This is a genomic window from Marinomonas atlantica (assembly GCF_001639725.1).
Lineage (GTDB): Bacteria > Pseudomonadota > Gammaproteobacteria > Pseudomonadales > Marinomonadaceae > Marinomonas > Marinomonas atlantica.
Genome location: NZ_LTAW01000006.1, coordinates 266815 through 290217 on the forward strand (window position 1 = coordinate 266815; position 23403 = coordinate 290217).

The window sequence follows — 23403 nt, forward strand, 5'->3', positions numbered from 1 at the left end:
ATTATATGTGTGTTTAGTCGCAGATTTTATCTGCGATCTCGGTGTCTAGAAGCGTTAAGCCACTTCCTCAGGATGCGGCAGTTTCTTATTGCGGAATTTCTTCAGCGTCAGGCGATAACGTGCGGTTAAAATAGTTGCCAAGATTAGCAGACCAAAACCCAGTCCTACATACAGTCCGCGGACATGTAGCGTCTCGGCCCACGGGCTATAATGAGATAACCAATAGCCCAATGGAATACTCAAACCGAACAGGGATATGGCCATGGCGATCATGCTTGAGCGGGTATCGCGGAAACCGCGCAACGCTCCTGTAAACACGGTTTGCACCATGTCGGGTAATTGATACGAAGATGAGATTAACAGAATGCCTGCCGCCATGGCCGCCACCACTTCGTTAGAGCTGAACAGTAAAGGAATCTGTTCATGTAACGCTTGGGTTAGCGTAAAGCAAATGGCCACATAACCCGCCCCCAATGACAAAATAATACGAATGCGGCGCTGCACTTCTTCAATGCCATCCGTTGCCATCGCTTTCGCGACCACAATTGCAGTAACAGCGCTCATGGCCATTAATGGAGTAAACAGAATCGTTGAGTAAGACATCACGATTTGCCCAGCCCCCAACGCCAAGTCACCAAACGCTGACGTCAGCCAAGTTAGAGATGAAAACAAACCGATTTCAAACGCAAAAGCAAAACCTGCGGGCATACCAACACCAAATAAGATGCCGAAGTGACGCACGTAATACCAATCAATGCGATTGAACAATGTATCAGGGTTTACTTTAAGATCGTAAAGCACAAATACGATCAGAGAGAGCCAAACCGAAGACGCCGAAGCAATCGCTGCACCACTGGCACCCATTTCAGGAAAGCCAAGTTTTCCGTATATCAATACATAGTTAAAAATGATATTCAAAATCAGGCTAAGCGTAGCCACTAACAATGGCACTCGTGGTTTGCCTGCTGCTTCAAATAAGTTTTTATAAGACGTCATCAAGGCCAGCGCCATAAACGTTGGTGAAAACAGGTACAGATATTGTGCCGCAACGCGCTGGGTTTCAGGCTCGCTGGCCATCATTTTAGCCGCCATTGGCAGCACGGTAATACTCATTAATGCGCCAATCAGTCCAAGAATGATCGACAGGCCAAACGCTTGAGACATATAGACATTGACCAGTAAACGCTGACGCCCATGCAAGTGACGCGTGATCAACGGTGTTAAGCCAAACGTCACGCCGATCATAAAGCAGGCTACGGGACTCCAGAGACTAGAGGCCAAGCCAACCGCCGCTAAATGCAGCGAATCATAGTGTCCTAGCATCATTGTATCCACAATACTGATGGACAATTCCAGCGTCATCGTCAGGATCATTGGAAAGAGCAAATGCAAAATTTCACTCAAGGACGGATAACGTTTAGCAAAGCGTTTAAACATGATGTTAGCTACTGTGAAAAGTATTCAAATTAAGGTGCGGCGAATTTATCACCAAGTGGTCAATTTTGCACGATAACACGATATAATTGCACCGACTGTGTGCTTTTCAGTCTCTGCATTAGCGCTTATCACCTTACTTATAAATTCTCATCAAAGCCTTTAGGATCAATGGATTATGACCATTTTATCAACACTTGGGCCACTTCTGGCTGCTCTTTTAGCCGGCTATTGGATAAATCTACGCCCAATCACACCTGAGCGTGTTGCAAAAGGCCTTTCTCAGCTCACCTACATCATCCTAGGTTTGATTGGTTACAGTATCGGTGCTTTGGATAATCTAGCCAGTAAAATTGTCATCGCTGGCTATCAAGCCATTGTTTTATTTATCGCTATTTCAGTGTTGCCTTTATTAGCATTGTGGATAAGCGGCCGAGTTTTCCACGCTGGGGCAAGTAAAGTCGAGCATGTGGATAATAATTCATCAACAAGACATGCGCTGGTCGATGCTGCCAAAACATTGGGCTGGGTTTTAGTTGGTGTACTCGCTGGCTGGAGTTTAAAAAGCTGGATTCCAAGCGTCGATGAGCTGGTGACTTGGTTACTCTATTTACTGCTATTTTTAGTTGGTTGCCAATTACGTCAAGGCAACTTCCGTCTGCGTAAACTGTTTCTAAATACTCAAGGAGTCGCGATTGCCTTGACCACCGTAGCAGCCACTTTGATTGCAGGTTCGATAGCAGGCTCTTTTTTAGGGTTAGAATGGAATAAAAGCTTAGCGGTTGTTTCTGGGTTTGGCTGGTACAGTTTGTCAGGCATTCTGATCAGTGGCTTAGGCGATCCCGTCCTAGGTACAACGGCTTTCTTACTCGACCTTGGACGTGAAATCGTCGCCTTGATGCTGATCCCGATGTTCGCACGACTCAACAGTCATTTATCTGTGGGCTATTCGGGCGCGACTGCCATGGATTTCACCCTACCACTACTCGGTAAAATACATGGCGCTGAAATCGTCCCCGTGTGTATTGCCAGCGGTTTTATTATGAGTGTGTTAGTGCCGATATTGATTCCTCTATTTATGGGGATGTAGCTGGATAAATGGGCTTCCCAATGCGTTGAATATGATCGATAAGTGCATCGTTTTCGATATGAGAAAATATTGAAAGGTCAATCTGATAGGGTAACAACAAGTCATCCAATTCAGTTTCTATACGATTAAATAAAGTCCAATCAATGTTACCTAAAATCGTCATATCAATATCGGAGGAAGCTCGAAAGTTACCTTTGACTCGCGAACCGTAGACTAAAACTTGGGTAACTTCAGGGAAACGCTCAAAAACGGAACGAAGCAATTCAACATCAGAGGGCGCTAAGCCAAATAGCTCAGACATTAAAACCTTCCAGTTCTTCGTCAGCTTTATCTTGGAAGGTCACAACAAACTCGGCAAACAAAAGCGCGTAGCTTGATCGTAAGTTTTCAATAATTTGATTCGCGGTTGCTTCGTTATAAGTATGCACTGTTCTATTGAGGTCTTGGAGCATTGCAAGCCAAGCATGACCATCAGAGATCAACTCACGCTTATACCCTTCTCGAATCGCATCACGAGAACCAGAAATAGTTTCAGCGCCTTGCCATACAAGGTAATCACGCAACACATTCCAAGCAAGCTCATAAGTAAACTCAAACGCTTGTATCGACCCCTGCTTTTCAATGTTACTGAGTTCACGTTCGGCCATAAGCTGAAGTGCTTCTTGTAATTGAGCATACGCTTTTTTGAAATACTCAAAGCGCTGTAACCAACGAATATCTTGGGTCATAGAAAACTCACACGAGAAAAAGGTATAAACAGAGTCTATCGAATAAACAAATTTCGTTCGAGCTTATGACAGCACGATTAATACAAATCGCAGATACAACCAGCTCTTACGGGCGTACTGTCTTAGCGACATCGGCTTTTACTGGATCTGCTGCCATAGGGATAGAATATTCGCTTGATCGTGCTCTGATACACTTTCCGCATTTAACGTGTCTTTCAACTCTTGCTCAAAGTAAGCATCAAATGCCGCTTCACCATCGCCTTCTACAGCACTGTGTAAGCCTAATAAGCCTAATAAATAGGCGCAGTAAAAAAGCTGGTCACCATCATTCGCTTGATGTTCAAGTTCACGAAGTTCATCACATAACGCATCAGAACGCTCTGCATAAGTTGTCATAATTTGCCTCTAGCTCAATATAAGAAAAGCCGAGCTCACTGACGTGAGATCGGCTTTATTTTTTTCTGTGGTTTAGACTACGGCTTTAACTTGAGCGTCTCAAGTGTGTGCGCACGAATGTCCAACAATAGGTCAGTGTTTTCCACTAAAGATTGTCCGTATGACGGCACCATTTCTTTCATTTTCGCTTGCCACTCAGGTGACTTAATACGCTCATAGAAACTACGTTCTAGAATGTTTATCATCGTATGAACCGTTGTTGAGGCGCCCGGCGAAGCTCCAAGCAAAGCAGCAATGGAACCGTCTTCGGATACAATTGCTTCGGTACCGAACTCCAGTTTACCAGCACCATCTGGACCTTTCTTAATGATCTGTACGCGCTGTCCAGCGTAAGCAAGCGACCAATCTTTGTCTTGCGCATCCGGGAAGAAGTCACGCAAAGAGTCGCAACGGTCTTTGTGCGTCTGACGAACTTCGCTGATCAGGTATTTGGTCAGATCCATATTGTTCTTACCAACACTTAGCATGTTGCAAAGGTTGTCTGCTCGAACACTTTTCACCAAGTCCAACACTGAGCCTTTTTTCAAAAACTTTGTTGTAAAGCCTGCAAAGGGACCAAATAAAATGGCTTTCTTACCATCGATAATACGAGTGTCCAAGTGAGGGACTGACATCGGCGGTGCTCCAATAGGCGCTGCGCCATACACCTTCGCGTAGTGCTGCTCCACCAATTCTGGTTTTTCACATACCAGCCACTGACCACTTACGGGGAACCCCCCATAACCTTTGCCTTCTTTAATGTCCGCTTTCTGAAGTAGCGGCAAAGCTCCACCACCGGCACCTAGAAACACAAATTTTGCATGGATGTCTCGACGTTGACCATTTTGGTCAATCGACACCTTCCAAGTTCCATCTGACTGCTGGGATAAATCTTCGACCTCTGCACTTAGCTCTAAGTTAAAGCCTTCTTGTTGTTCAAGGAACTTAGCCATATTACGCGCGATTGCACCAAAGTTCACATCTGAACCATGCTCAATACGTGTTGCTGCTAATGGCTCATCACCTTGACGGTTCTGCATGATCAACGGCATCCATTTGGTAATGGTTGCGCGATCTTCTGAGTACTGCATTTCACGAAATGCAGGGTGAGCACTCATGGCTTCATAGCGTGCTTTGAGTTTTTGAACGTTATCCGCTCCCCACACGAAACTTTTGTGCGGGACACGGTTAATGAATTCAGAGGGTTCTGGTAATAAGCCTTGCTCAACTAAATAAGACCAAAATTGTAAGCTCACTTCAAAAGCAGCATTAATATCAACCGCTTTGTCGATATTAACTGTGCCATCAGAATTTTCTGAAGTGTAATTCAGCTCGCAATAGGCCGCATGACCTGTGCCAGCATTATTCCAACCATCGGTACTTTCCTGTGCCACTTTGTCCAAACGCTCGACCATTGTAATAGAAAGTGAAGGGTCAAGCTGTTTTAGAATCATTCCAAGAGTAGTGCTCATGGCACCACCACCAACAAGTAGTACGTCTACCATGTTTGAGATCATATGAGTTCGCCGTATCATAGCCAGTTGTAGTTTGAGAGTAATTCAGGAAAAGGGCTCTTGACCATCAATAAGGGAAGGTGCGAATACGAATTAAAGCAGACACATTCGGACTTTCCCTCTGCAATCTGGGTAAAGATTATTGCGCTTCCTAATTACTCTCCTAAGAACGCTGTTCATTTGAAAAATACTTCAATAGAACCAAAACGATCAACCTTGCAAGGGTTTTGAGCAGGTATGTCGCAGATTATACGGATTTTGACGCTAATGTCTTGATACCTTGGTATTAGTTTAGTAATCCTTAGCATGAAAATTCACAACCATTCGTGAATAACCATGATAATTTAAGTCTATGTTTTTATTATCAATTAATGATAGATATAGAAAACTACGCATAACGAAAGAATGAAAAATTCGATAGCTTTATAAACTTACGAAATAACCGCTATCAGTAACGATCCCAACTAAAACCCTAAGCATATGCTCGATAAACAAAAAAGCCCTTTTTGAGAGCAATCAAAAAGGGCTACCTATCCTTACTATTGCAGACTATTTAAAGGTAAACACATACCCCGACACCGCTAAGTAGTCCGCTTCACTTTGTAGATTGGCAAATGTTAAAGGTCGGCCATCTAACCAACCAGGTAGAAATTCAGCATGCAGCGACTTATCTTGCGCTTTAAGGGTAAAGATCGGCATGTCACCTTCCTTACGATCAATATGAAGCAAGATAGCCAAGCGTAATAGAATCGCTAAACGATCTAAATCTTGTTGATCACTTTTAGTAAAACGGTAATCCAATGCTTGAGTGAACTTACGACGATGACGCAATACCAAAGAGGCTAAGGCTTTCTGCTCTTGTTGAGAGAAGCCCGGCATATCGGACTCACTAATAATGTACGCGCCATGCTTATGGTAACGACTGTGAGAGATGCCTAATCCGCATTCGTGCAGCAAGCTCGACCATCGTAAAATATCTTCACTGGATAAAGAGGCTAGCCCCCAATCATCTTTCACCTGTGCAAGCATAGACAAAGAGGTATGCGTCACGAGCTTAGATTGCTCCATATCAATATGGTACTGATTGAGCATGTAATTAACGGTACGTTCACGAATATCTGTATCCGCATAACGTCCCATAATGTCGTACAGAACACCTTCTCTCAATGCGCCAGCCGAAAAGTCCATTTGCTTAATGCCGAAGCATTCAAACACAGCTGTCAATATCGCAATCCCGGCTGCAATGGTGGTTTTGCGCTCAGGTTTCAAGCCAAGTAAATTAACATTGTCCGCATGGCCTGCTTCAAACAGAGCTTTCTGAATTTGTTTGAGTACCTTAAGGGTAATACCTTTTTTGCTCCAGCCATTTTCAACGGCAATGTTGTAAGCCGCTTTAATCGTGCCGGAAGAGCCAATGGCAACGTCCCAGTTTTCTTCTAAATAATCATCTTGGATACTTAACAACTCAAGGCGCGCTGCGGTAACCGCTTTTTGGAAGTTCGATTTGGTGATGGCGCCATCAGGGAAAAAGCGTTGGCGATAACTCACACAGCCCATGTGCAAACTTTCCGTTAAAATCGGCTCTTGCTGCTTACCGATAATGAACTCTGTTGACCCTCCACCAATATCGACCACAATACGCTTTTGGTCACCATGGTCCATGGTCCGCGCTACGCCCATATAAATCAGGCGGGCCTCTTCTCGTCCAGCAATAATCTCAACCGGATGACTGATCACATCCATGGCTTTGGAAATAAAGTCGTAACGGTTCTTCGCAGCACGTAAAGCGTTTGTGCCAACGATACGCACGGAACCCAGTGGCAAATCATCAATTACTTGTGCAAATTGTGCGATACAATCAATGCCTCGCTGCTGGGAGGCTTCGTCTAGCGTGTCGTCTTCCTGTAGACCAGCAGCCAGCTGCACTTTGTCGCCATACTGGCCTGTAATGCGCAGCTGCCCATGTGTCACCTGTGCAACAACCATGTGAAAACTGTTTGATCCCAGATCTATTGCTGCAATTTTTTCGAATGGAAAATCATGCGATTGTTGCACTAAAAGTGATTGCATCCATCAACGCCTTTTCGAGATTACAAAGAATGACCGAAGATTAACTCGTTTGCCCCTTGCTGTCATGGTCAAATTCCAAGGACTTTTTTGATCTTGGCGGGACCTTAAAGTATGACTTTTACCAAATTCGGTCAAAAAACTCACAAAAAAGACGTTATTAAGCCTTTTTTACTATGGACCTATGGAATTACTCGCACTATAGTAAAGCTGTCTTATGGATTGTGCGGTTATCTATAACCAATTGACCGACCTTAGACTCCAATCAAGTAATACACGCTGTTCGACCTCGCCCATCGCGATATGATTGAACTCAAGCCATGGTTATGCCCGTAGCCGGTATTCTGTGTCGAAAAGCATTTTTACATTAAAACTTCCGACATTGATTTATAGCTGTATTTTTACATCACTATGGTCCCGTCATTTATTCTCTTAATGAGCTAACAACTTTATTCGTTTATGAACCTTACCGAACTAAAAAAGAAATCAGTCCCTGAACTACTAGATATCGCCGCGGAAATGGGGTTAGACAACCTTGCCCGCTCCCGAAAACAAGATGTTATCTTCGCGATTCTGAAACGCCATGCGAAAAGTGGCGAAGATATCTACGGCGATGGCATCCTTGAGATTCTGCAAGACGGCTTTGGCTTCTTACGCTCTCCTGATAGCTCATACCTAGCGGGTCCCGACGACATCTATGTATCACCTAGTCAGATTCGTCGTTTCAACCTTCGCACAGGCGATACCGTCGCTGGCAAGATTCGTCCACCAAAAGATGGCGAGCGTTACTTTGCTCTGCTGAAAGTGAACGAAATCAACTTTGATAAGCCAGACAGTGTCCGCAACAAGATTTTGTTTGAAAACTTAACACCTCTATTCCCTGATGACCGCTTACTGATGGAAGCGGGCAACGGTTCGACCGAAGACGTTACGTCTCGTATCATCGATCTGGTTGCACCAATGGGTAAAGGTCAGCGCGCGCTCATCGTATCACCGCCAAAAGCGGGTAAAACATTTATGTTGCAGAACATCGCAAACGCGATCACACGCAACAACCCAGAGTGTCACATGATCGTACTGCTGATTGATGAACGCCCTGAGGAAGTAACCGAAATGTCGCGAACTGTTCGTGGTGAAGTGGTTGCCTCAACGTTTGACGAGCCACCAGCACGTCACGTTCAAGTGGCCGAAATGGTCATTGAAAAAGCCAAACGCCTTGTTGAACATAAAAAAGACGTAGTGATCCTACTGGATTCTATTACGCGTCTGGCGCGCGCTTACAACACAGTCGTTCCGTCTTCGGGTAAAGTCTTGACTGGTGGTGTTGATGCAAACGCACTAGAACGTCCTAAGCGTTTCTTTGGTGCTGCACGTAACATCGAAGAAGGTGGCAGCTTGACGATTATCGCAACGGCTTTGGTCGATACCGGCTCTAAAATGGACGAAGTTATTTTCGAAGAATTTAAAGGTACAGGTAACTCTGAATTGCATCTTGATCGTAAGATTGCTGAAAAACGCACCTTCCCTGCTATCAACATCCGTCGCTCTGGTACCCGTCGTGAAGACCTACTAACGACCGAAGATGAACTGCAACGTATGTGGATCTTGCGTAAGCTTCTCAACCCAATGGAAGATGTGTCAGCCACTGAGTTCCTAATCGATCGACTTAAAGTTACTAAGACAAACGATGACTTCTTCGAGTCAATGAAAGGTAAGAACAAGTAACAGTTGTAGACGATCACTCTGCAATAAAGCCACTTCCTCACTTTATATGTGAAAGTGGCTTTTTTTTATTTGGAAAGCATCGATATAATGGCGCGATACGCCACGCTATTTAAGCGATATATTAAAAATAGCTGCTTCAAGCAGCAGGCACGAGAACACAACGGAGTCATCTAGGTGAAAGACGTCAACGCTAAAGTTATTCGAGTCGATTCACTTAATAGCACAGTATTTAAAGTGGATTTGGAAGTCAGTGATACGGCATTCATTGCAGGGCAATATCTAATGATCGCCTTACCAAGCGGTGAAAAAGTACCCTACTCAATTGGCAGCGCGCCATTCGAGCTTCCTGTTCTAACGCTGTATATATTAGTGTCAGACGAAGCCTCTTTGGCTTCTAAAGTAATCGAACACATTCAGCAAAATGAATCCATCGACCTTATTCTTCCTGGCGGCGATGCTCATATTGAGCAAATCCCAAGCGACCTTACCGACCCACTACTTTTAATTGCAGGTGGAACAGGATTCGCTCAGATGAAAAGTATCTTTGATGATTTGCTTCATAAGGGCTATAAGAAACCAGTGCACTTCTACTGGGGGCTGCGAACTTCTGCTGACACATTTGTGATGGATTGGATCAACAACCATCAGTCGCCAGATAACTTCCATATTCACGTTATTGTCAATGAAGGCAGTAATGATTGGGATGGGCGAACCGGCTGGCTTTATGAAGCCGTTATAGAAGATCATTTAGAACTAACCAATAGTCATGCCTTCATTAGTGGTTCCGTTGGTATGGTTTACGGTACGCTGGATCAACTTGAAGCAAAAGGCATCCAAGAAGGCAATTGCCACTCAGATGTGTTTGCATACGCGCCACGACCTAAGGCGTAATAACTGATCAAGCCTTGATTTAGAAAGCATGTCTTTGACATGCTTTTTTTCTGTATAGAGAAGTGCAAGCATTAGGCAATGGATTCAAACGTATCTGAATATTGAATCAACTCAACCCCAACTAACGTTGCAGCGAAATTCGTTGCAACAATATGGTATCCATCACTATCCACAAACCGTTTTACATCATTAAACACTTCAGGGATAAATACCGTGTCGTTGCCAACACCTCCATCTACCCGATCATAACCACCCGCCCCAAGATAAATAGCATCATCTCCAGCGCCAGCAAAAATAATGTTATCAACTTCGTTATCCGTAATTATGTCATTCCCTATACCCGCTACAACATTTTCAATCACTACACCAAAGGCGATACCTAAATTGTTATGGTTCAAAAACGCACTTTCTTCAAGCGATACAATAAAATCTTGAATAAACGAAACTTGATCAGACGACCCAAGTTTTGCTTTAGCAGCAACTTCTACAGCTTCTTCATAAGGTGTTCTTTTTGAAATTGATGACAGGGTATAGTCATTTAAATTGACCACACTGGCATATCGGGCGTTGCTGACATCCAGAGTATCCACGCCACCGGCATCCCAAATCGTAAAGTAATGACCTGAGACACCGACAAATGAGCGATTATCTTCATTGTACACATAAACATTATCACTATTGTTCGTAGACATATCCGCGCCATACATAGCTTGTAATGCAGCCACATCAATAATTCCTAAACCCATTCGATAGGCATCAACGGTATAAGTAGAGTAACGAGATCCAGTGCTTTCTGCCTCTACTTCATAGCCACCTACAAGGGTGTAACTCATCGCACTGTAGTAGGTATTATCTACCTCTGAATTCAATACCACGCCATCAAAAGTGTGCTCTAAGCCCATCGCATGCCCCAGCTCATGAGCCATGGTATACACTCCATAACCTCCTTCACTGTAGTAATATTTATTACCACCAGCCTGGTTAAGAAAAATATCCCCACCAATCCCTGCACCTGGGAAATAGGCAAACGCTTCAGCAGAGGTATGAGAGATAGCCGCCACCTGGATATCAGAGTTTGATTCACTGAGCGATTTAACTGCATCTAAGCTCACAAACTGGTTTTGACTACTTACAATATCGTTAAAATAACTTTGCTCGAGCGCTGTCAATGCTCGCCAATCTCTTGATGTATTGAAGCTTCCAGTGTGGGTAGAGGGAACCGTCGAAGGGAAGTTATATGTCAGCGAACCGTTAGACCAAGCTTCTTCACTAAGAACGGCCGGTACATATTTGTTTGTATTTAATGCAATAGCAGAAACCGTGCTCAAGGTAATACTTTTTTCAGATAAGGTTTGCGTTACATTCGGTGAGTGAATGATGTTTGATATAGGTGCATCACCTGAGGCATCAAACCCCAGCGCCGCAAAAAATGCTTTGACCTGCTCAGTGCTCGCCCCCTTTCCGTATAACTCTGCAATCATAGAAAAGCTAATTCCATAAGCACCCGTTACATCATAAATTATTTTTGGCGAAGCAAGGTTCGCATATATAAAATCTCGTCCTTGAGTAAACGTAACGCCATAACTAGACAATAGATCCGTTACATTACTCATAACGCCCCCTATAAAGTTTGTTATTACAATATTAGATAAATAATAGGTGAACTTAAGGCAACTATGACAGTTGTAAATGAAAATTTTCACTACCAAGTGCTATAAAAATAGTCTTGGTAGTGAAATGAAATTAGAGGGAGATTAGGTTAACGTGCGTTATCCGCTAAATCATTCATCAAAGCACGTTGTGCCGTGCGGTACTCGCCTTTACGTGGCTTAGCCAGCTGGTAGGAGCCATCGCTTTGAAGCAGCCAGCTTTGCGTATTATCTTTCAAGTAATACTCCAGCTCTTTCTTCACACGACGCGATAACTTGTAGTCTTGGATCGGGAACGCGACTTCAACACGGTTATTCAAGTTACGATCCATGCCGTCGGCACTGGATAAATACACCATCGGCACACGATTATTATAGAAGTAGTAAACACGCGTATGCTCAAGGAAACGCCCGATAATACTGCGTACACGAATGTTAGACGATACGCCTTTAATGCCCGGACGTAGCGTACAAATCCCGCGTACGATCAAATCGATCTTCACACCCGCTTGAGAGGCTTTGTACAATGCCTGAACCAAACGCTGCTCTGTGAGTGAGTTCACCTTAATAATGATCCGTGCAGGTTCACCAGCGCGGGCATTGTCTGCTTCTTGAGCAATCATATCCAACAACCGATCGCGCAATGTAAACGGCGCGTGCAATAGCTTCTTCACTTTCAGCTCTTTGCTCATGCCTGTTAGTTGCTGGAAGACACGGTGAACATCATCGCCAATTTCTTTATCACATGTTAAGAAACTGTAATCAGTATACAAGCGTGCATTGCCTGCATGGTAGTTACCGGTACCAAGATGCACATAGCGGGTTAGGTCTGGCCCTTCACGACGCACAATCAAGATCATCTTGGCATGAGTTTTATGACGAACGACGCCGTATACAACGATCGCCCCAGCATCCTGCAGACGACTGGCTAAGGCTAAGTTCTCCGCTTCATCAAAACGCGCACGCAACTCGATAACAACCGTTACCTCTTTTCCATTACGGGCAGCTTCCACCAACGCGTTGGCAATCGGCGAGCGCGCTCCTGTGCGGTAAAGTGTTTGACGGATGGCAATCACATGTGGATCTTTGGCCGCTTCACTGAGCATATCGACAACCGGAGAAAAACTCTCAAACGGGTGCATCAACAGGTAGTCTCGTTGGCGTACCGCCTCAAAGATACCACCAGATTTTGCCAGTTTATTGGGTAAGCCCGGTGAAAATGGAGGGTACATCAAATCAGATCGATCCACTAACTCCAACACAGCCATCAATCGACTCAAGTTCACTGGGCCATCAATGCAATATAAATCTTGCTCGGCTAGGTCAAACTGCGCCAACAAAGTATCGACAATGTGCGCTGGGCAATTATCAGCGATTTCTAAACGTACTGAGCTACCGTAATGACGACTTTGTAATTCTGTACGCAAAGCACCAGCCAAATCCAAACCAATGTCGTCAGAATCTACTTCCAAATCGGCATTACGCGTTAAGCGAAACTGGAAACAGCCTTTTACCGTCATACCAGGAAACAACTGATCGGCATGGGCATGAATAATCGACGATAGGAAGACCATGTTATCGCCCCCCTCACAAACGTCGTCAGGTAATTTAACCAAGCGAGGTAAAGAGCTTGGAGCCGGCACAATAGCCAAACCATTCTCACGGCCAAACGCATCACGGCCCTCTAGCTCAACCACAAAGTTAAAGGTTTTGTTGGCCAAGCGAGGAAATGGGTGAGCTGGGTCAAGTCCTACCGGACTGATGATGGGCAATACATTGTCACGGAAATAGCGTTTTACCCAAGCCGCTTGCTTTTCGGTCCATATAGAACGACGAATAAAGCGAATATTTTCTTCTGCTAGCTTAGGAAAAATAATGTCGTTCAAAATGCGATACTGGCGACGCACTAACTTGTGTGCATGATCACTGATCAATTGCAACACTTTGCGTGGGTGCATACCATCAGGTCCGTTTTTCTCACGACCGTATTCGATCTGACTTTTTAGACCTGCCACACGAATTTCAAAGAACTCATCCATGTTTGAACTGAAGATACACAGGAACATCAAACGATTCAGTACTGGATGGTTCTCATCCATAGCTTGCTCTAGTACACGCGCATTGAACTGTAGATGACTAAGCTCACGGTTAAAGAACAGCTCTGGATCCGACAAATCAATGTCTTCCGGTAAGCGCTGCTCAATGGCTAAACGGCTTGGATCAATAGGCTGCTCAGGAATCGGCTCAAGCACCAATTCCTCAGCAATCTCTTCGATCGACTTGGCTTCGTTTTGTACAGCATCCTCGTTTGTTTTAGCTGAGGATTGAGCCACTTCATTTTCTTTTTCAGGCTGTTCAGACATTGCGTGTCAGCTCCAATAGCGTGCCATCATTATGTTCCATGTTGATCTAACTAAGCAGTAAGACCAACTTTAAAATTACACTAACGCAACCCTAGGGTCACGGCTTCCTCGATGAATAATCAACATCTAAACACGAAAAATAATGAAGCCGTTTTAGCCCTTTAATAAACGGGCAGCGTCTTTTGCAAAGTAAGTTAAAATACCATCCGCACCTGCACGCTTAAATGCCAACAAAGATTCCATCATTACTTGGTCTTTGTCGAGCCAACCATTTTCAAAAGCGGCCATCTGCATCGCGTACTCACCACTCACTTGGTACGCATAGGTCGGTACACCCAATTCTGACTTTACGCGACGTACAACGTCTAGATAAGGCATACCAGGTTTCACCATCACCATATCTGCCCCCTCCTCCAAATCCAGCAAGACTTCACGAATCGCTTCATCGGTATTAGCTGGGTCCATTTGATAGGTGAATTTATTGCCTTTCCCTAGATTGCCTGATGAACCTACTGCATCACGAAAAGGGCCATAGTAAGCAGACGCGTATTTCGCCGAGTACGCCATAATGCGAGTATTAATAAAGCCCTCTAACTCCAAGGTTTCACGAATCGCACCAATACGGCCATCCATCATGTCAGACGGCGCTACAACCTGAGCACCCGCTTGCGCATGAGACAATGCTTGCTTCACCAGTACATCGACCGTAATGTCATTCAACACGTAGCCGTCATCATCGATGATGCCGTCTTGTCCATGAGTGGTAAACGGATCCAACGCCACGTCGGTCATCACACCCAACTCAGGGAAGTTTTCTCGCAACATACGAATAGCGCGTTGAGCCAGTCCGTCTGGATTATAGGCTTCCTCAGCCATCAGCGACTTATTGCCACTTGCCAGCACCGGAAATAGCGCCACCATAGGAATGCCCAGCGCGACTAGCTCGGCCGCTTCTTCTTTCAGCAAGTCTAGCGTCACACGAGTCACACCCGGCATAGAGGGTACGGTTTCACGCGTATTCTGCCCTTCGATCACAAACATAGGGTAAATAAGATCATCTGCGCTTAGACGGTGCTCACGCATCAAACGGCGAGAAAAATCATCTTTACGCATACGGCGCATACGTGCAAACGGAAAGGTCATGTACCAACTCCTTACTATATGGGGTGTAAACTATAAATAAATTGTGACAATTACATTACAGAGAAGAAAATTGCCTAATAAAACAAGGGAAGCACGTTAGTAATGACTCTCCCCTTTAGCGAATACTGTCATTCTAGAATAAAACGAAAGAGGAGGTATTGATATCATTCAGCAAATTTATAGAAAAAGCATTGTGTTGCCAGATAAATAAAAAGACCACGAATGTTCTTTACATTAGTGGTCTTAAATAAACGTATAGCTTAAGGATCAATAATTTGGATTTAAACCTTAAACTGGCTAGTTAACTTATTAAGAGACTCAGCCAGTTGCGCGAGCTCTTGACTTGACTGACTGCTTTTATTGGCTGCTTCTGCAGTCGAATTAGCAAGACCGCTAATCGCAACCAACCCTTCGTCTACGGTGTTGGAGACAATCGCTTGTTCTTCTGCAGCCGATGCTATGGCCGTATTTTGCTCATTAATTTTTGTAACGGAGGATCGAATAGCTTCCAGCGCCTCACCAGCACGATGAGCAATATTCAATGTTTCTTTCGCTTGTTCATAACTGGTACGAATAGAGCTAACTGTACTGCCTGTGTCTTTTTGCACCGAGCCAATCATGCTTTCAATTTCTATTGTCGATTCATGAGTACGGTGAGCCAAACCACGTACTTCGTCTGCAACCACAGCAAAACCACGACCACTTTCTCCGGCACGCGCAGCCTCAATTGCGGCATTAAGCGCTAATAAATTAGTTTGCTCGGCAATATCACGAATCACATCCAGCACTTTGCCAATATTAGACACCTGTTGCTCTAATGACGTAACCCCTGACATGGTGCCATCAAGTTCAGTCAATAAACCATTAATTGTATCAATAGTATTTGATACTTCTTGGTTCCCTACCTCTGAGCGCTCATTCGCATTTTGCGATTCTTCTGACGTTGCTACAGCATTACGAGCCACTTCATCGACAGCAGATGACAACTGAGTCACGGATGAAACAGCTTGCTCTAGTTGAACATTTTGATCGTAAATTGCTTGAGTCGATAGTTCTGTAACACTGCTTAAGTCTTCAGAGGTTGAAGCGAGCTGACGAGCTGAGGCCTGAATATCATTTATGGTCTTCCTCAGATTAGATTGCATCACAGATATCGCTTGTATCATCTGCGCGGCTTCGTCTTTCCCTTGATCCGAAAACTCACGACTAAGGTCGCCGCTGGCCATAGCCTCTGCTGCTCCTATCGCAACTTGAAGAGGCTTAACAAGACTACGGGTAAATAGATAAGAAAACAGGGCAACCAACACCAATGCACAAGCAATTGCAGAATACATAATAACCATAGTGTCTGTTTCAGCTTGGTCTACCGCATTGTCACTGTCGGTAATACGTTGGGTTTGGAAGGCTACCAATGCTTCAATTGAACGAACCAGTTTACTACCAACAGACTTGGCCTGTTCCTGCAGTGGCAGACTGCCTTCCAAGTCGTCAGCGATCACAAAATCAATAATCCTAGATTGAATTGATTGATACTGCGCGAACTCATCGGCTATCTCTTGTAAAAGCTGCTCAGCCTCCTCAGCACGTGCCATGCCACGCATTTTTTCCAGTTCGGCTTTGAAATGTTCTCCTGCGGCAACAACACGAAGACGACCTTGACTAGATGTATCTGGTGACAAAATCGTTTTTACTACTTCGAAACGCAATTCATAAAGTGCAGCAGTCAAATTCTTTGAATACATTAACGCTGGCACTCGATGCTCTGTTACAACATCAAATTCATCGGAGAGATTAGACACTCGATTAATAGAAAAAAAGCCAATGGCTAATACAAGCAATCCAACAATTGCAAAAGCAAGCGTAGAGCGTGCCCCAATAGTTACTGAACGTATACCCATAGTCGTTATTACTCCTTAATAACAAACAATGATTAAATCAGCTATCAGAGGAAAACTGACAGGTAACTTACAAAAAAACCAATCAAACTAAAGGCGAATTAAAACGACACATCCATGTATATTCATCACATAAAAGATATAATATTTTCTTATATTGAGACATATTTGATAACTTTATGATTGCAAAGATTTAAATAGCAATATCTTTATCTCAATCACTCAATAAAATCAGGACAACTCCGCCTGTTCAAGCTCATCTTGAGCCTCAAACCACGCCTCTTCTGCATCTTCTAGCGTCTTCTTCCATTTCGCTTCATCGGCTAATAGACTTTGCAATTTGTCCTTATTGGCTATGTCATACAAGTCGTTGTCAGACATGGCTTCGCTGATGTTCGAAAGGTGTGTTTGGGCAGTTTGCATGGTTTTCTCATGCTTCTCGATCAACTTACGCAAAGGGCGAAGCTTTTCACGTTGCTCAGCGGCTTTGCGACGCTCTTCTTTACGGTCTACTTTTTCAACTTTTACGTCATTGCCGCCTGCAGCACGCTCCGCCTGATTCGCTTGCTGCTGTCTGGCTTGCAGCCATTGATGATACGCATGCAAGTCACCATCAAACGCTTCGATCTGATGATCGGCGACCAAGAAGAACTCATCAACGGTACTGTTTAACAAGTGACGATCATGGGATACTACAAGGATCGCACCCTCAAATTCTTGCAAAGCCTCCGTCAGTGCTTGACGCATCTCTAAGTCTAAATGGTTAGTTGGCTCATCAAGCACCAAAAGGTTCGGTTTGCGCCACGCAATCAAAGACAAAGCCAAGCGGGCTTTCTCACCGCCGGAAAAACCTTTCACTGCTCGTAGCGCATCGTCGCCATTAAAACCAAAGCCACCAAGATACTTACGTACATCCGCTTCCAGTGCCGTCGGAGTAATACGTTGAATGTGTAAAACCGGAGACGCTTCTAAGTCCAACGCGCTCAACTGATGTTGGGAGAAATAGCCTACCTTGGTATTTTCACCATAAACACGCTCACCTGATAACACATCCAACTCTTCTACTAAGGATTTAATCAGCGTCGATTTACCCGCGCCATTAGGACCTAATAGACCAATGCGCTGACCATCACGTACAGAGAAATTCGACTCGCCCAACTGCACTCTCGGCGTTCCATCTTCCAATACATAACCCAAGTCCGCTTGAATCAAACTGACCAATTGTGGCGAGGTTTTATCAGCCATCGGAATGGAAAATTGAAATTGAGAGTCAATGTGAGCAGGCCCGATACTTTCCATCTTTTCCAGCATTTTTAGACGACTTTGGGCTTGTTTTGCTTTCGTCGCTTTATAGCGGAAGCGATCTACATACTCTTGTAAATGGGCACGTTTACGTTGTTGTTGTTCAAACATGGATTGCTGTTGCGCTAAATGCTCGGCACGCTGACGTTCGTAATTACTGTAGTTACCTTTATACAGATTCAGCTTTTTTTGAAAGAGGTGAACAATATGACTACAAATACCATCAAGAAAATCACGGTCGTGGGAGATCAATAACAACGTACCAGCGTAGGAGCGTAGCCAGTTTTCGAGCCACATCACCGCATCCAAATCTAAGTGGTTGGTCGGTTCGTCCAAAAGCAAAATATCAGATGGACACATCAACGCCCGTGCAAGGTTTAAACGAATGCGCCAACCACCCGAGAAATCCGCCACTTTTTTACTCATGTCGGCCATTTTGAAACCTAGACCTTGGAGCAGCATTTCACCGCGCGCCTGTGCAGTATAACCCTGTACGTTTTCGTATTCGCTTAACCAGTGAGCATGGGCATGATCATCGCCACTGCTTTGCGCCACTTCAATTTTCGCTTCGATCACACGCAACTGATCGTCACCATCAAGACAGTATTCCAACGCTGTACGGTCAACGTCTTCCACTTCCTGCGCCATAAACGCAATACGACGCTGGCCAGGTAAAATGACCTCGCCAGTATCCGCATGTAACAAACCACGCACTAAGGCAAACAAAGACGATTTACCCGCGCCATTTGCCCCGATCAAACCCACCTTTTGACCTTCAAAAATGGTCATATCGGCCTGTTCAAGCAAAAACTGCGTACCGCGTTGCAAACTGACTTGGGAAAACTGGATCATGAATACGTCTCTGAGTGATTTAGCAAAGCACGCATTTTAGAGGATTATAAAAGACCAAGCGAGCCTCTTTGAGATTGCCCCTTTAAACCTCATTTAGCGCCCTCACATAAGGTGCAAAATAGGCCATTGCGTTTTAAAATGTATGCATACTTAATTTAACGGTGATTCTTGTGAACAACATCAATGAAATCCAACGCTTCTCCTTCGATAACACCAATGTTCGAGGCGAGCGCGTACTGCTAACCGATGCTTACCAAAACATCATTTCTCGTAAAAGTTACCCAAAGTCACTTGAAAAACTCCTAGGCGAGTTTGTTGCTGCCATTGCGCTATTGCGTGACATCGTCAAAATTGATGGCGTGCTGTCAATCCAATGTAAAGGCGAAGGTCAGTTAAAAACGTTAATGGCTGAGTGTGACGAACAACAAAACTTGCGTGCCATTGCCCAATGGGATGAAGAACAAGCGTTTCCAGAACAGGCATCACTGAAAGAACTGCTTGCGAACGGTTATCTTGTCATCACCATCGAGCCACGCCAAGGTAATCGTTACCAAGGCATCGTCGAAATCGTCGGTGATAGCTTGGCCCAGTGCTTAGAGCAATACTTCTTCCAATCAGAGCAACTACCCAGTCGTGTTTGGTTAGCCGCTGATGGTGCGCAAGCAGCCGGGCTTTTCTTACAACGCCTACCCGCAGAACAAGCAAAAGATGGCGATGAAGATGCATGGGAACGTTTCGTTCACTTAGCGACCACAGTAAAAGATGAAGAGTTGCTAACCTTAGACACAACAGAGCTTTTACACCGCCTGTACCACGAAGAAGAACTGCGCATGTACGATTCTAAAACCATGCAATTTGGTTGTTCATGCTCACGCCAACGTACGTTTGATGCCATTGCCTCTATGGGAGCGGAAGAAATTCGCCAAATCATTAGCGAAGAAGGCTCGATCAAAGCAGAGTGTCAGTTCTGTGCAGAAGTCTATGAGTTTCATAAAGAAGATTTAGACAGCGCATTAGGCGACCAAGCGCAAACACACTAATACGAAGTGAGTGAGCACCATTGCTTTTATGGTGCTCATAAACCTCAAGCCGTTTACACTTTGGTGGGCTTATGCGCAGCCAAGGCATTCTCTAAGCTAGTAGGCTTCGAAAATAAGAAACCTTGGAAGCAATGACAGCCCAACGTTCGTAAGTAGTCCAACTGCTCCAATGTCTCAACACCCTCTGCCACAAGCTTGTAATCCAAAGCTTGTGCGATATTAACCATTGACTCGACCACGACACGTGCTTTGGGGTCTTCTAAACGATTCACAAAGCTGCGATCTATTTTAATCTCATCAACAGATAAGCGCTGCAAATGCGCGAACGACGTATAGCCTGTGCCAAAGTCATCGAGCGACACTGAGCACCCTAACGCCCGTAACTGTTCCAATACTTCTACTTTCGCTTCATCCATGTGCACAAAAAAGGTTTCTGTCACCTCAAAACAAATACTAGAGGCAGACACACCTGCACTGCGCAAAGCGGCATCAATACGCTGTGCGAATTCGCTGTCGAGCAGCTCTTGCGCTGAGATGTTAATGGATAAAACAAAACCATCAGGCAATTTGTGTTGCTTAATCGCTGTCAGTGCTTTGCGCAGCACTAGCATATCGATCTCTTGAATCAGATTGGCCTTTTCAGCAACGGGAATATACACCTCTGGAGACAATTGTTTTAAGCTTTCGGAATTAGAGCGCAGTAAGGCTTCTGCACCGATTACTAGGTCGCGCCTGGCATCGTACAGCGGCATAAAGACCAAATAAAAGTCGTCTTCTGCAATGCAACGACGTATGGCCTGTTCCACCGATGCTTTGCGTTGCAGTGGTTCATCCAATTCCGACGTATAACGCTTAGCAAACACATTTCTATCTTTCGGCTGGTCCAGAACAAAGCGACCTTTTTCCAGTACGGCATCCAGTTTCTTGGGAATCGATGACTCCACCACCACACTCGCCATCACATCCAGTTTAAGATGGCCAACCCCCTCCATCTCAACACCTTCCTTGAAAATCCGTTCCAGTAGCTGCTCACGCGCTAATATCCCTGTAGGACAAAACAGAGCAAACTCTGTCTCGCTAAGACGAACCAAACTGACCGACTGAGACTGAAAAACAGACAGCAAGCGCTGTTTGGTTTTAATCAGCAGCTGATTAAAGACTTTTTCACCAAAATGACGCTCTAAAATGGCTGCATTATCAAATCGCAGAATATACAAAGCGCCGCCTGCTTCCGGCGCTAAACCACGCATATAGTCTCTTAAACCTTGCTCATTCAAAAGTTCTGTCGAATGATCATACAATGCCACGCGCCGCATTCGCTGTAAGGTTCCGTGACCTCGCCAAGAGAAGTGGAGCAGGCTTCCTACCCCCACCATTAGCCAAAAGGTAATCAACCAATTATTCAACGACAACGGGTCAACAAGATAACCATCTACTTTTAATTCAGACACCGTAAATTGATAGTCGCCTTCATACTTGAGAGGGCTATCATTCAATAAGATATGCACACTTTCAACTTGGCTAAAATCTTTTTTGGCGTCTTCAAAACTGATGTTGTAAGCATCCTGCCACCAACTGGCGACGTCAAAACGCTCTAGCGGGATATCAAACGTGCCGCTGCCAATCCGTGTTGAGTGAAACTTTAAATTTGAATCAGTCAATGCTTGATCGGCCGAATCTTTAAACATACTCACAATGTTGACTTGCAATCTTCCATCAAAACGCTCGGGGGCCGTCAGCATCTGTGCCGCAATTGCCATACGATCAATTTTATCAAAAGAGAATAGATTACCTTGGGCATCCTTGGGCAAATGCACCCGAACACCGCAAGTATAAGAAGGCTGAACTTCTGATAAACGACAGCGAACAAGCAACTGGCCATCATTATTTTCTGGCCGCAGCTCGGTAGTTTGAATAGCTTGTATGTTGATCCCTTCTAAATCAAACAAATCCACTTGATAATGGTTAAACGAGGTACGAGCCCATAAAAACACTAACGCACTGATAATACCGATCGAGATAAACAACTGACGGTAAATAGAAGGACTCTGAGACAATCCGTTTCGAGACATAATATCCTTACAGCATTATTAGTATTATGGACTCTTCATAGTAGCCACAAAAAGGCATTTCGACTTAACCTAATCCGACAAAAACCACCGCTTTTTGACTTAGATCTTTATTTAAAACGATACATTTTTAATAATGCACGCTAACTCATAAACAATAGTAATACTTACTGATTTGGAGCGATCACAGATTTCGCAAAAATCGTCAACCACGCGTAAAGGGTCTTGTTGCAGCCAAAAACGAGGCATACATTCATTTAACGCTTTGTGCTTCGCGTATCTCTTTGAGTATTAACTAGGTGTACAGGTGAAGGGGTCACTATAGTGAAGCGTTATACATAATTGGTGCAGGACAGCCTTATTATGTTAAAAATGAAAGCTCGGTTTGATTTGCTAAGCACAAAGCGTTTTTATCTACTATCTGACAAATTTTGCTCGCGTGCTTGAAATACACAGGTCGCACCCCAACCAAGTTCTTTATCAGAACCTTAACTAACGGAATATTTTCACATGAAAAAAACATTAGTCGCAGCACTGGTTGTCTCTTCAGTTTCACTCGCGAACGCTGCAGACGTCGAGCTTGATAGCAAAGAACAGAAACTGGGTTACTCAATCGGTACAATGTTTGGCAGCCGCATGGCAAATGACTTCGAAGGCATGGACTTAGAATCCTTCAAAGCAGGCTTTGAAGACTCTTTCAATGATGTTGAACCTCAAATGTCTATGGAAGATGTTCAAGCAACAATTCAGGCTTTCCAGCAACAACAAATGGAAAAAGCACAACGTGAACAGGCTAAAATGGCAGAAGCAGCACAATCGACTTCGCAGGCTTGGTTAGCTGAAAAAGCGGAACAAGACGGCGTGATGACGACAGACTCAGGTCTAATGTACAAAGTCATCGAACAAGGCGATGGTGCTAAACCAGCCGAAACAGATACTGTTAAAGTGAATTACGAAGGCAAATTGGTTGATGGCACTGTCTTCGATAGCTCTTATGAGCGTGGCGAGCCTATTTCTTTCCCACTAAATCAAGTGATTCCTGGCTGGACAGAAGGTGTACAACTGATGCCTGTTGGCTCTAAGTACACATTCTATATTCCTTCTGATTTAGCGTACGGCCCAGGCGGAACAGGCCCAATCCCGCCACATTCAGCACTTGAGTTTACAGTAGAACTGCTGGACATCGAAAGCGCTGAGTAAATCGAG

General features: G+C 44.5%; 17 protein-coding genes. 5 read left to right on the top strand and 12 right to left on the bottom strand.

Annotated elements, in window-relative coordinates; all coding sequences use genetic code 11:
- Positions 1–54: 54 nt before the first annotated feature.
- Complete coding sequence (locus AYW75_RS13000; protein ID WP_067100085.1) at positions 55–1437, bottom strand: MATE family efflux transporter; 1383 nt, start codon at positions 1435–1437, stop codon at positions 55–57.
- Positions 1438–1612: 175 nt separating this feature from the next.
- On the opposite strand from AYW75_RS13000, the gene AYW75_RS13005 reads away from it, so the two are divergent.
- Positions 1613–2524, top strand: a complete 912-nt coding sequence (locus AYW75_RS13005) for a lysine exporter LysO family protein (RefSeq protein WP_067100088.1) — start codon at positions 1613–1615, stop codon at positions 2522–2524.
- Here AYW75_RS13005 and AYW75_RS13010 read toward each other — a convergent pair.
- The 5 genes from AYW75_RS13010 to ppx all read right to left on the bottom strand — a co-directional run bounded on the left by AYW75_RS13010 (position 2511) and on the right by ppx (position 7271).
- Positions 2511–2825: a nucleotidyltransferase domain-containing protein gene (locus AYW75_RS13010; RefSeq protein WP_067100090.1), complete on the bottom strand. Its 315-nt coding sequence runs from the start codon at positions 2823–2825 to the stop codon at positions 2511–2513. The two genes, AYW75_RS13005 and AYW75_RS13010, sit on opposite strands and share 14 nt — an antisense overlap.
- Complete coding sequence (locus tag AYW75_RS13015; RefSeq protein WP_067100091.1) at positions 2818–3252, bottom strand: nucleotidyltransferase substrate binding protein; 435 nt, start codon at positions 3250–3252, stop codon at positions 2818–2820. The genes AYW75_RS13010 and AYW75_RS13015 overlap by 8 nt, the downstream gene beginning before the upstream one ends.
- 138 nt (positions 3253–3390) lie before the next feature.
- Positions 3391–3648 (bottom strand): YfcL family protein, encoded by a 258-nt coding sequence (locus tag AYW75_RS13020; RefSeq protein ID WP_067100093.1) that lies wholly within the window; start codon positions 3646–3648, stop codon positions 3391–3393.
- Between the two features lie 77 nt (positions 3649–3725).
- On the bottom strand, positions 3726–5204 hold the full coding sequence (gene mqo, locus AYW75_RS13025) for a malate dehydrogenase (quinone) (RefSeq protein ID WP_067100100.1): 1479 nt from the start codon (positions 5202–5204) through the stop codon (positions 3726–3728).
- A gap of 546 nt (positions 5205–5750) precedes the next feature.
- The gene (ppx, locus tag AYW75_RS13030; RefSeq protein ID WP_067100102.1) at positions 5751–7271 is read right to left on the bottom strand and encodes an exopolyphosphatase; all 1521 of its coding nucleotides are present in this window, start codon (positions 7269–7271) and stop codon (positions 5751–5753) included.
- A gap of 456 nt (positions 7272–7727) precedes the next feature.
- Between ppx and rho the strand changes: the two genes are divergently transcribed.
- Positions 7728–8993 (top strand): transcription termination factor Rho, encoded by a 1266-nt coding sequence (gene rho / locus AYW75_RS13035; protein ID WP_067100104.1) that lies wholly within the window; start codon positions 7728–7730, stop codon positions 8991–8993.
- A gap of 174 nt (positions 8994–9167) precedes the next feature.
- The gene (locus tag AYW75_RS13040; RefSeq protein ID WP_067100105.1) at positions 9168–9884 is read left to right on the top strand and encodes an NAD(P)H-flavin reductase; all 717 of its coding nucleotides are present in this window, start codon (positions 9168–9170) and stop codon (positions 9882–9884) included.
- A 71-nt stretch (positions 9885–9955) separates the two neighbouring features.
- Here the strand turns inward: AYW75_RS13040 and AYW75_RS13045 are convergent, their stop codons facing one another.
- From AYW75_RS13045 to AYW75_RS13065, 5 genes are all read right to left on the bottom strand, one after another.
- Positions 9956–11497 carry a M10 family metallopeptidase C-terminal domain-containing protein gene (locus tag AYW75_RS13045; RefSeq protein WP_067100107.1) on the bottom strand — a complete coding sequence of 514 codons (1542 nt, stop codon included), beginning with the start codon at positions 11495–11497 and terminating at the stop codon, positions 9956–9958.
- Positions 11498–11643: 146 nt separating this feature from the next.
- Positions 11644–13896, bottom strand: a complete 2253-nt coding sequence (gene ppk1, locus AYW75_RS13050; RefSeq protein WP_197478953.1) for a polyphosphate kinase 1 — start codon at positions 13894–13896, stop codon at positions 11644–11646.
- A 153-nt stretch (positions 13897–14049) separates the two neighbouring features.
- Positions 14050–15039: a porphobilinogen synthase gene (gene hemB / locus AYW75_RS13055; RefSeq protein ID WP_067100108.1), complete on the bottom strand. Its 990-nt coding sequence runs from the start codon at positions 15037–15039 to the stop codon at positions 14050–14052.
- A gap of 281 nt (positions 15040–15320) precedes the next feature.
- Positions 15321–16937, bottom strand: coding sequence for a methyl-accepting chemotaxis protein (locus AYW75_RS13060; RefSeq protein WP_067100110.1), 1617 nt, complete (start codon positions 16935–16937; stop codon positions 15321–15323).
- 228 nt (positions 16938–17165) lie between these two features.
- Positions 17166–19088 (bottom strand): ATP-binding cassette domain-containing protein, encoded by a 1923-nt coding sequence (locus AYW75_RS13065; protein WP_067100112.1) that lies wholly within the window; start codon positions 19086–19088, stop codon positions 17166–17168.
- Positions 19089–19258: 170 nt separating this feature from the next.
- On the opposite strand from AYW75_RS13065, the gene hslO reads away from it, so the two are divergent.
- The gene (hslO, locus tag AYW75_RS13070; protein ID WP_082856516.1) at positions 19259–20128 is read left to right on the top strand and encodes an Hsp33 family molecular chaperone HslO; all 870 of its coding nucleotides are present in this window, start codon (positions 19259–19261) and stop codon (positions 20126–20128) included.
- 53 nt (positions 20129–20181) lie between these two features.
- Here the strand turns inward: hslO and AYW75_RS13075 are convergent, their stop codons facing one another.
- A complete protein-coding gene (locus AYW75_RS13075) occupies positions 20182–22200 on the bottom strand; it encodes a GGDEF domain-containing phosphodiesterase (RefSeq protein WP_067100114.1) in 2019 nt (672 codons plus the stop codon).
- 507 nt (positions 22201–22707) lie between these two features.
- Between AYW75_RS13075 and AYW75_RS13080 the strand changes: the two genes are divergently transcribed.
- Positions 22708–23397 carry an FKBP-type peptidyl-prolyl cis-trans isomerase gene (locus AYW75_RS13080; RefSeq protein WP_067100116.1) on the top strand — a complete coding sequence of 230 codons (690 nt, stop codon included), beginning with the start codon at positions 22708–22710 and terminating at the stop codon, positions 23395–23397.
- The last annotated feature ends 6 nt before the right edge of the window (positions 23398–23403 follow it).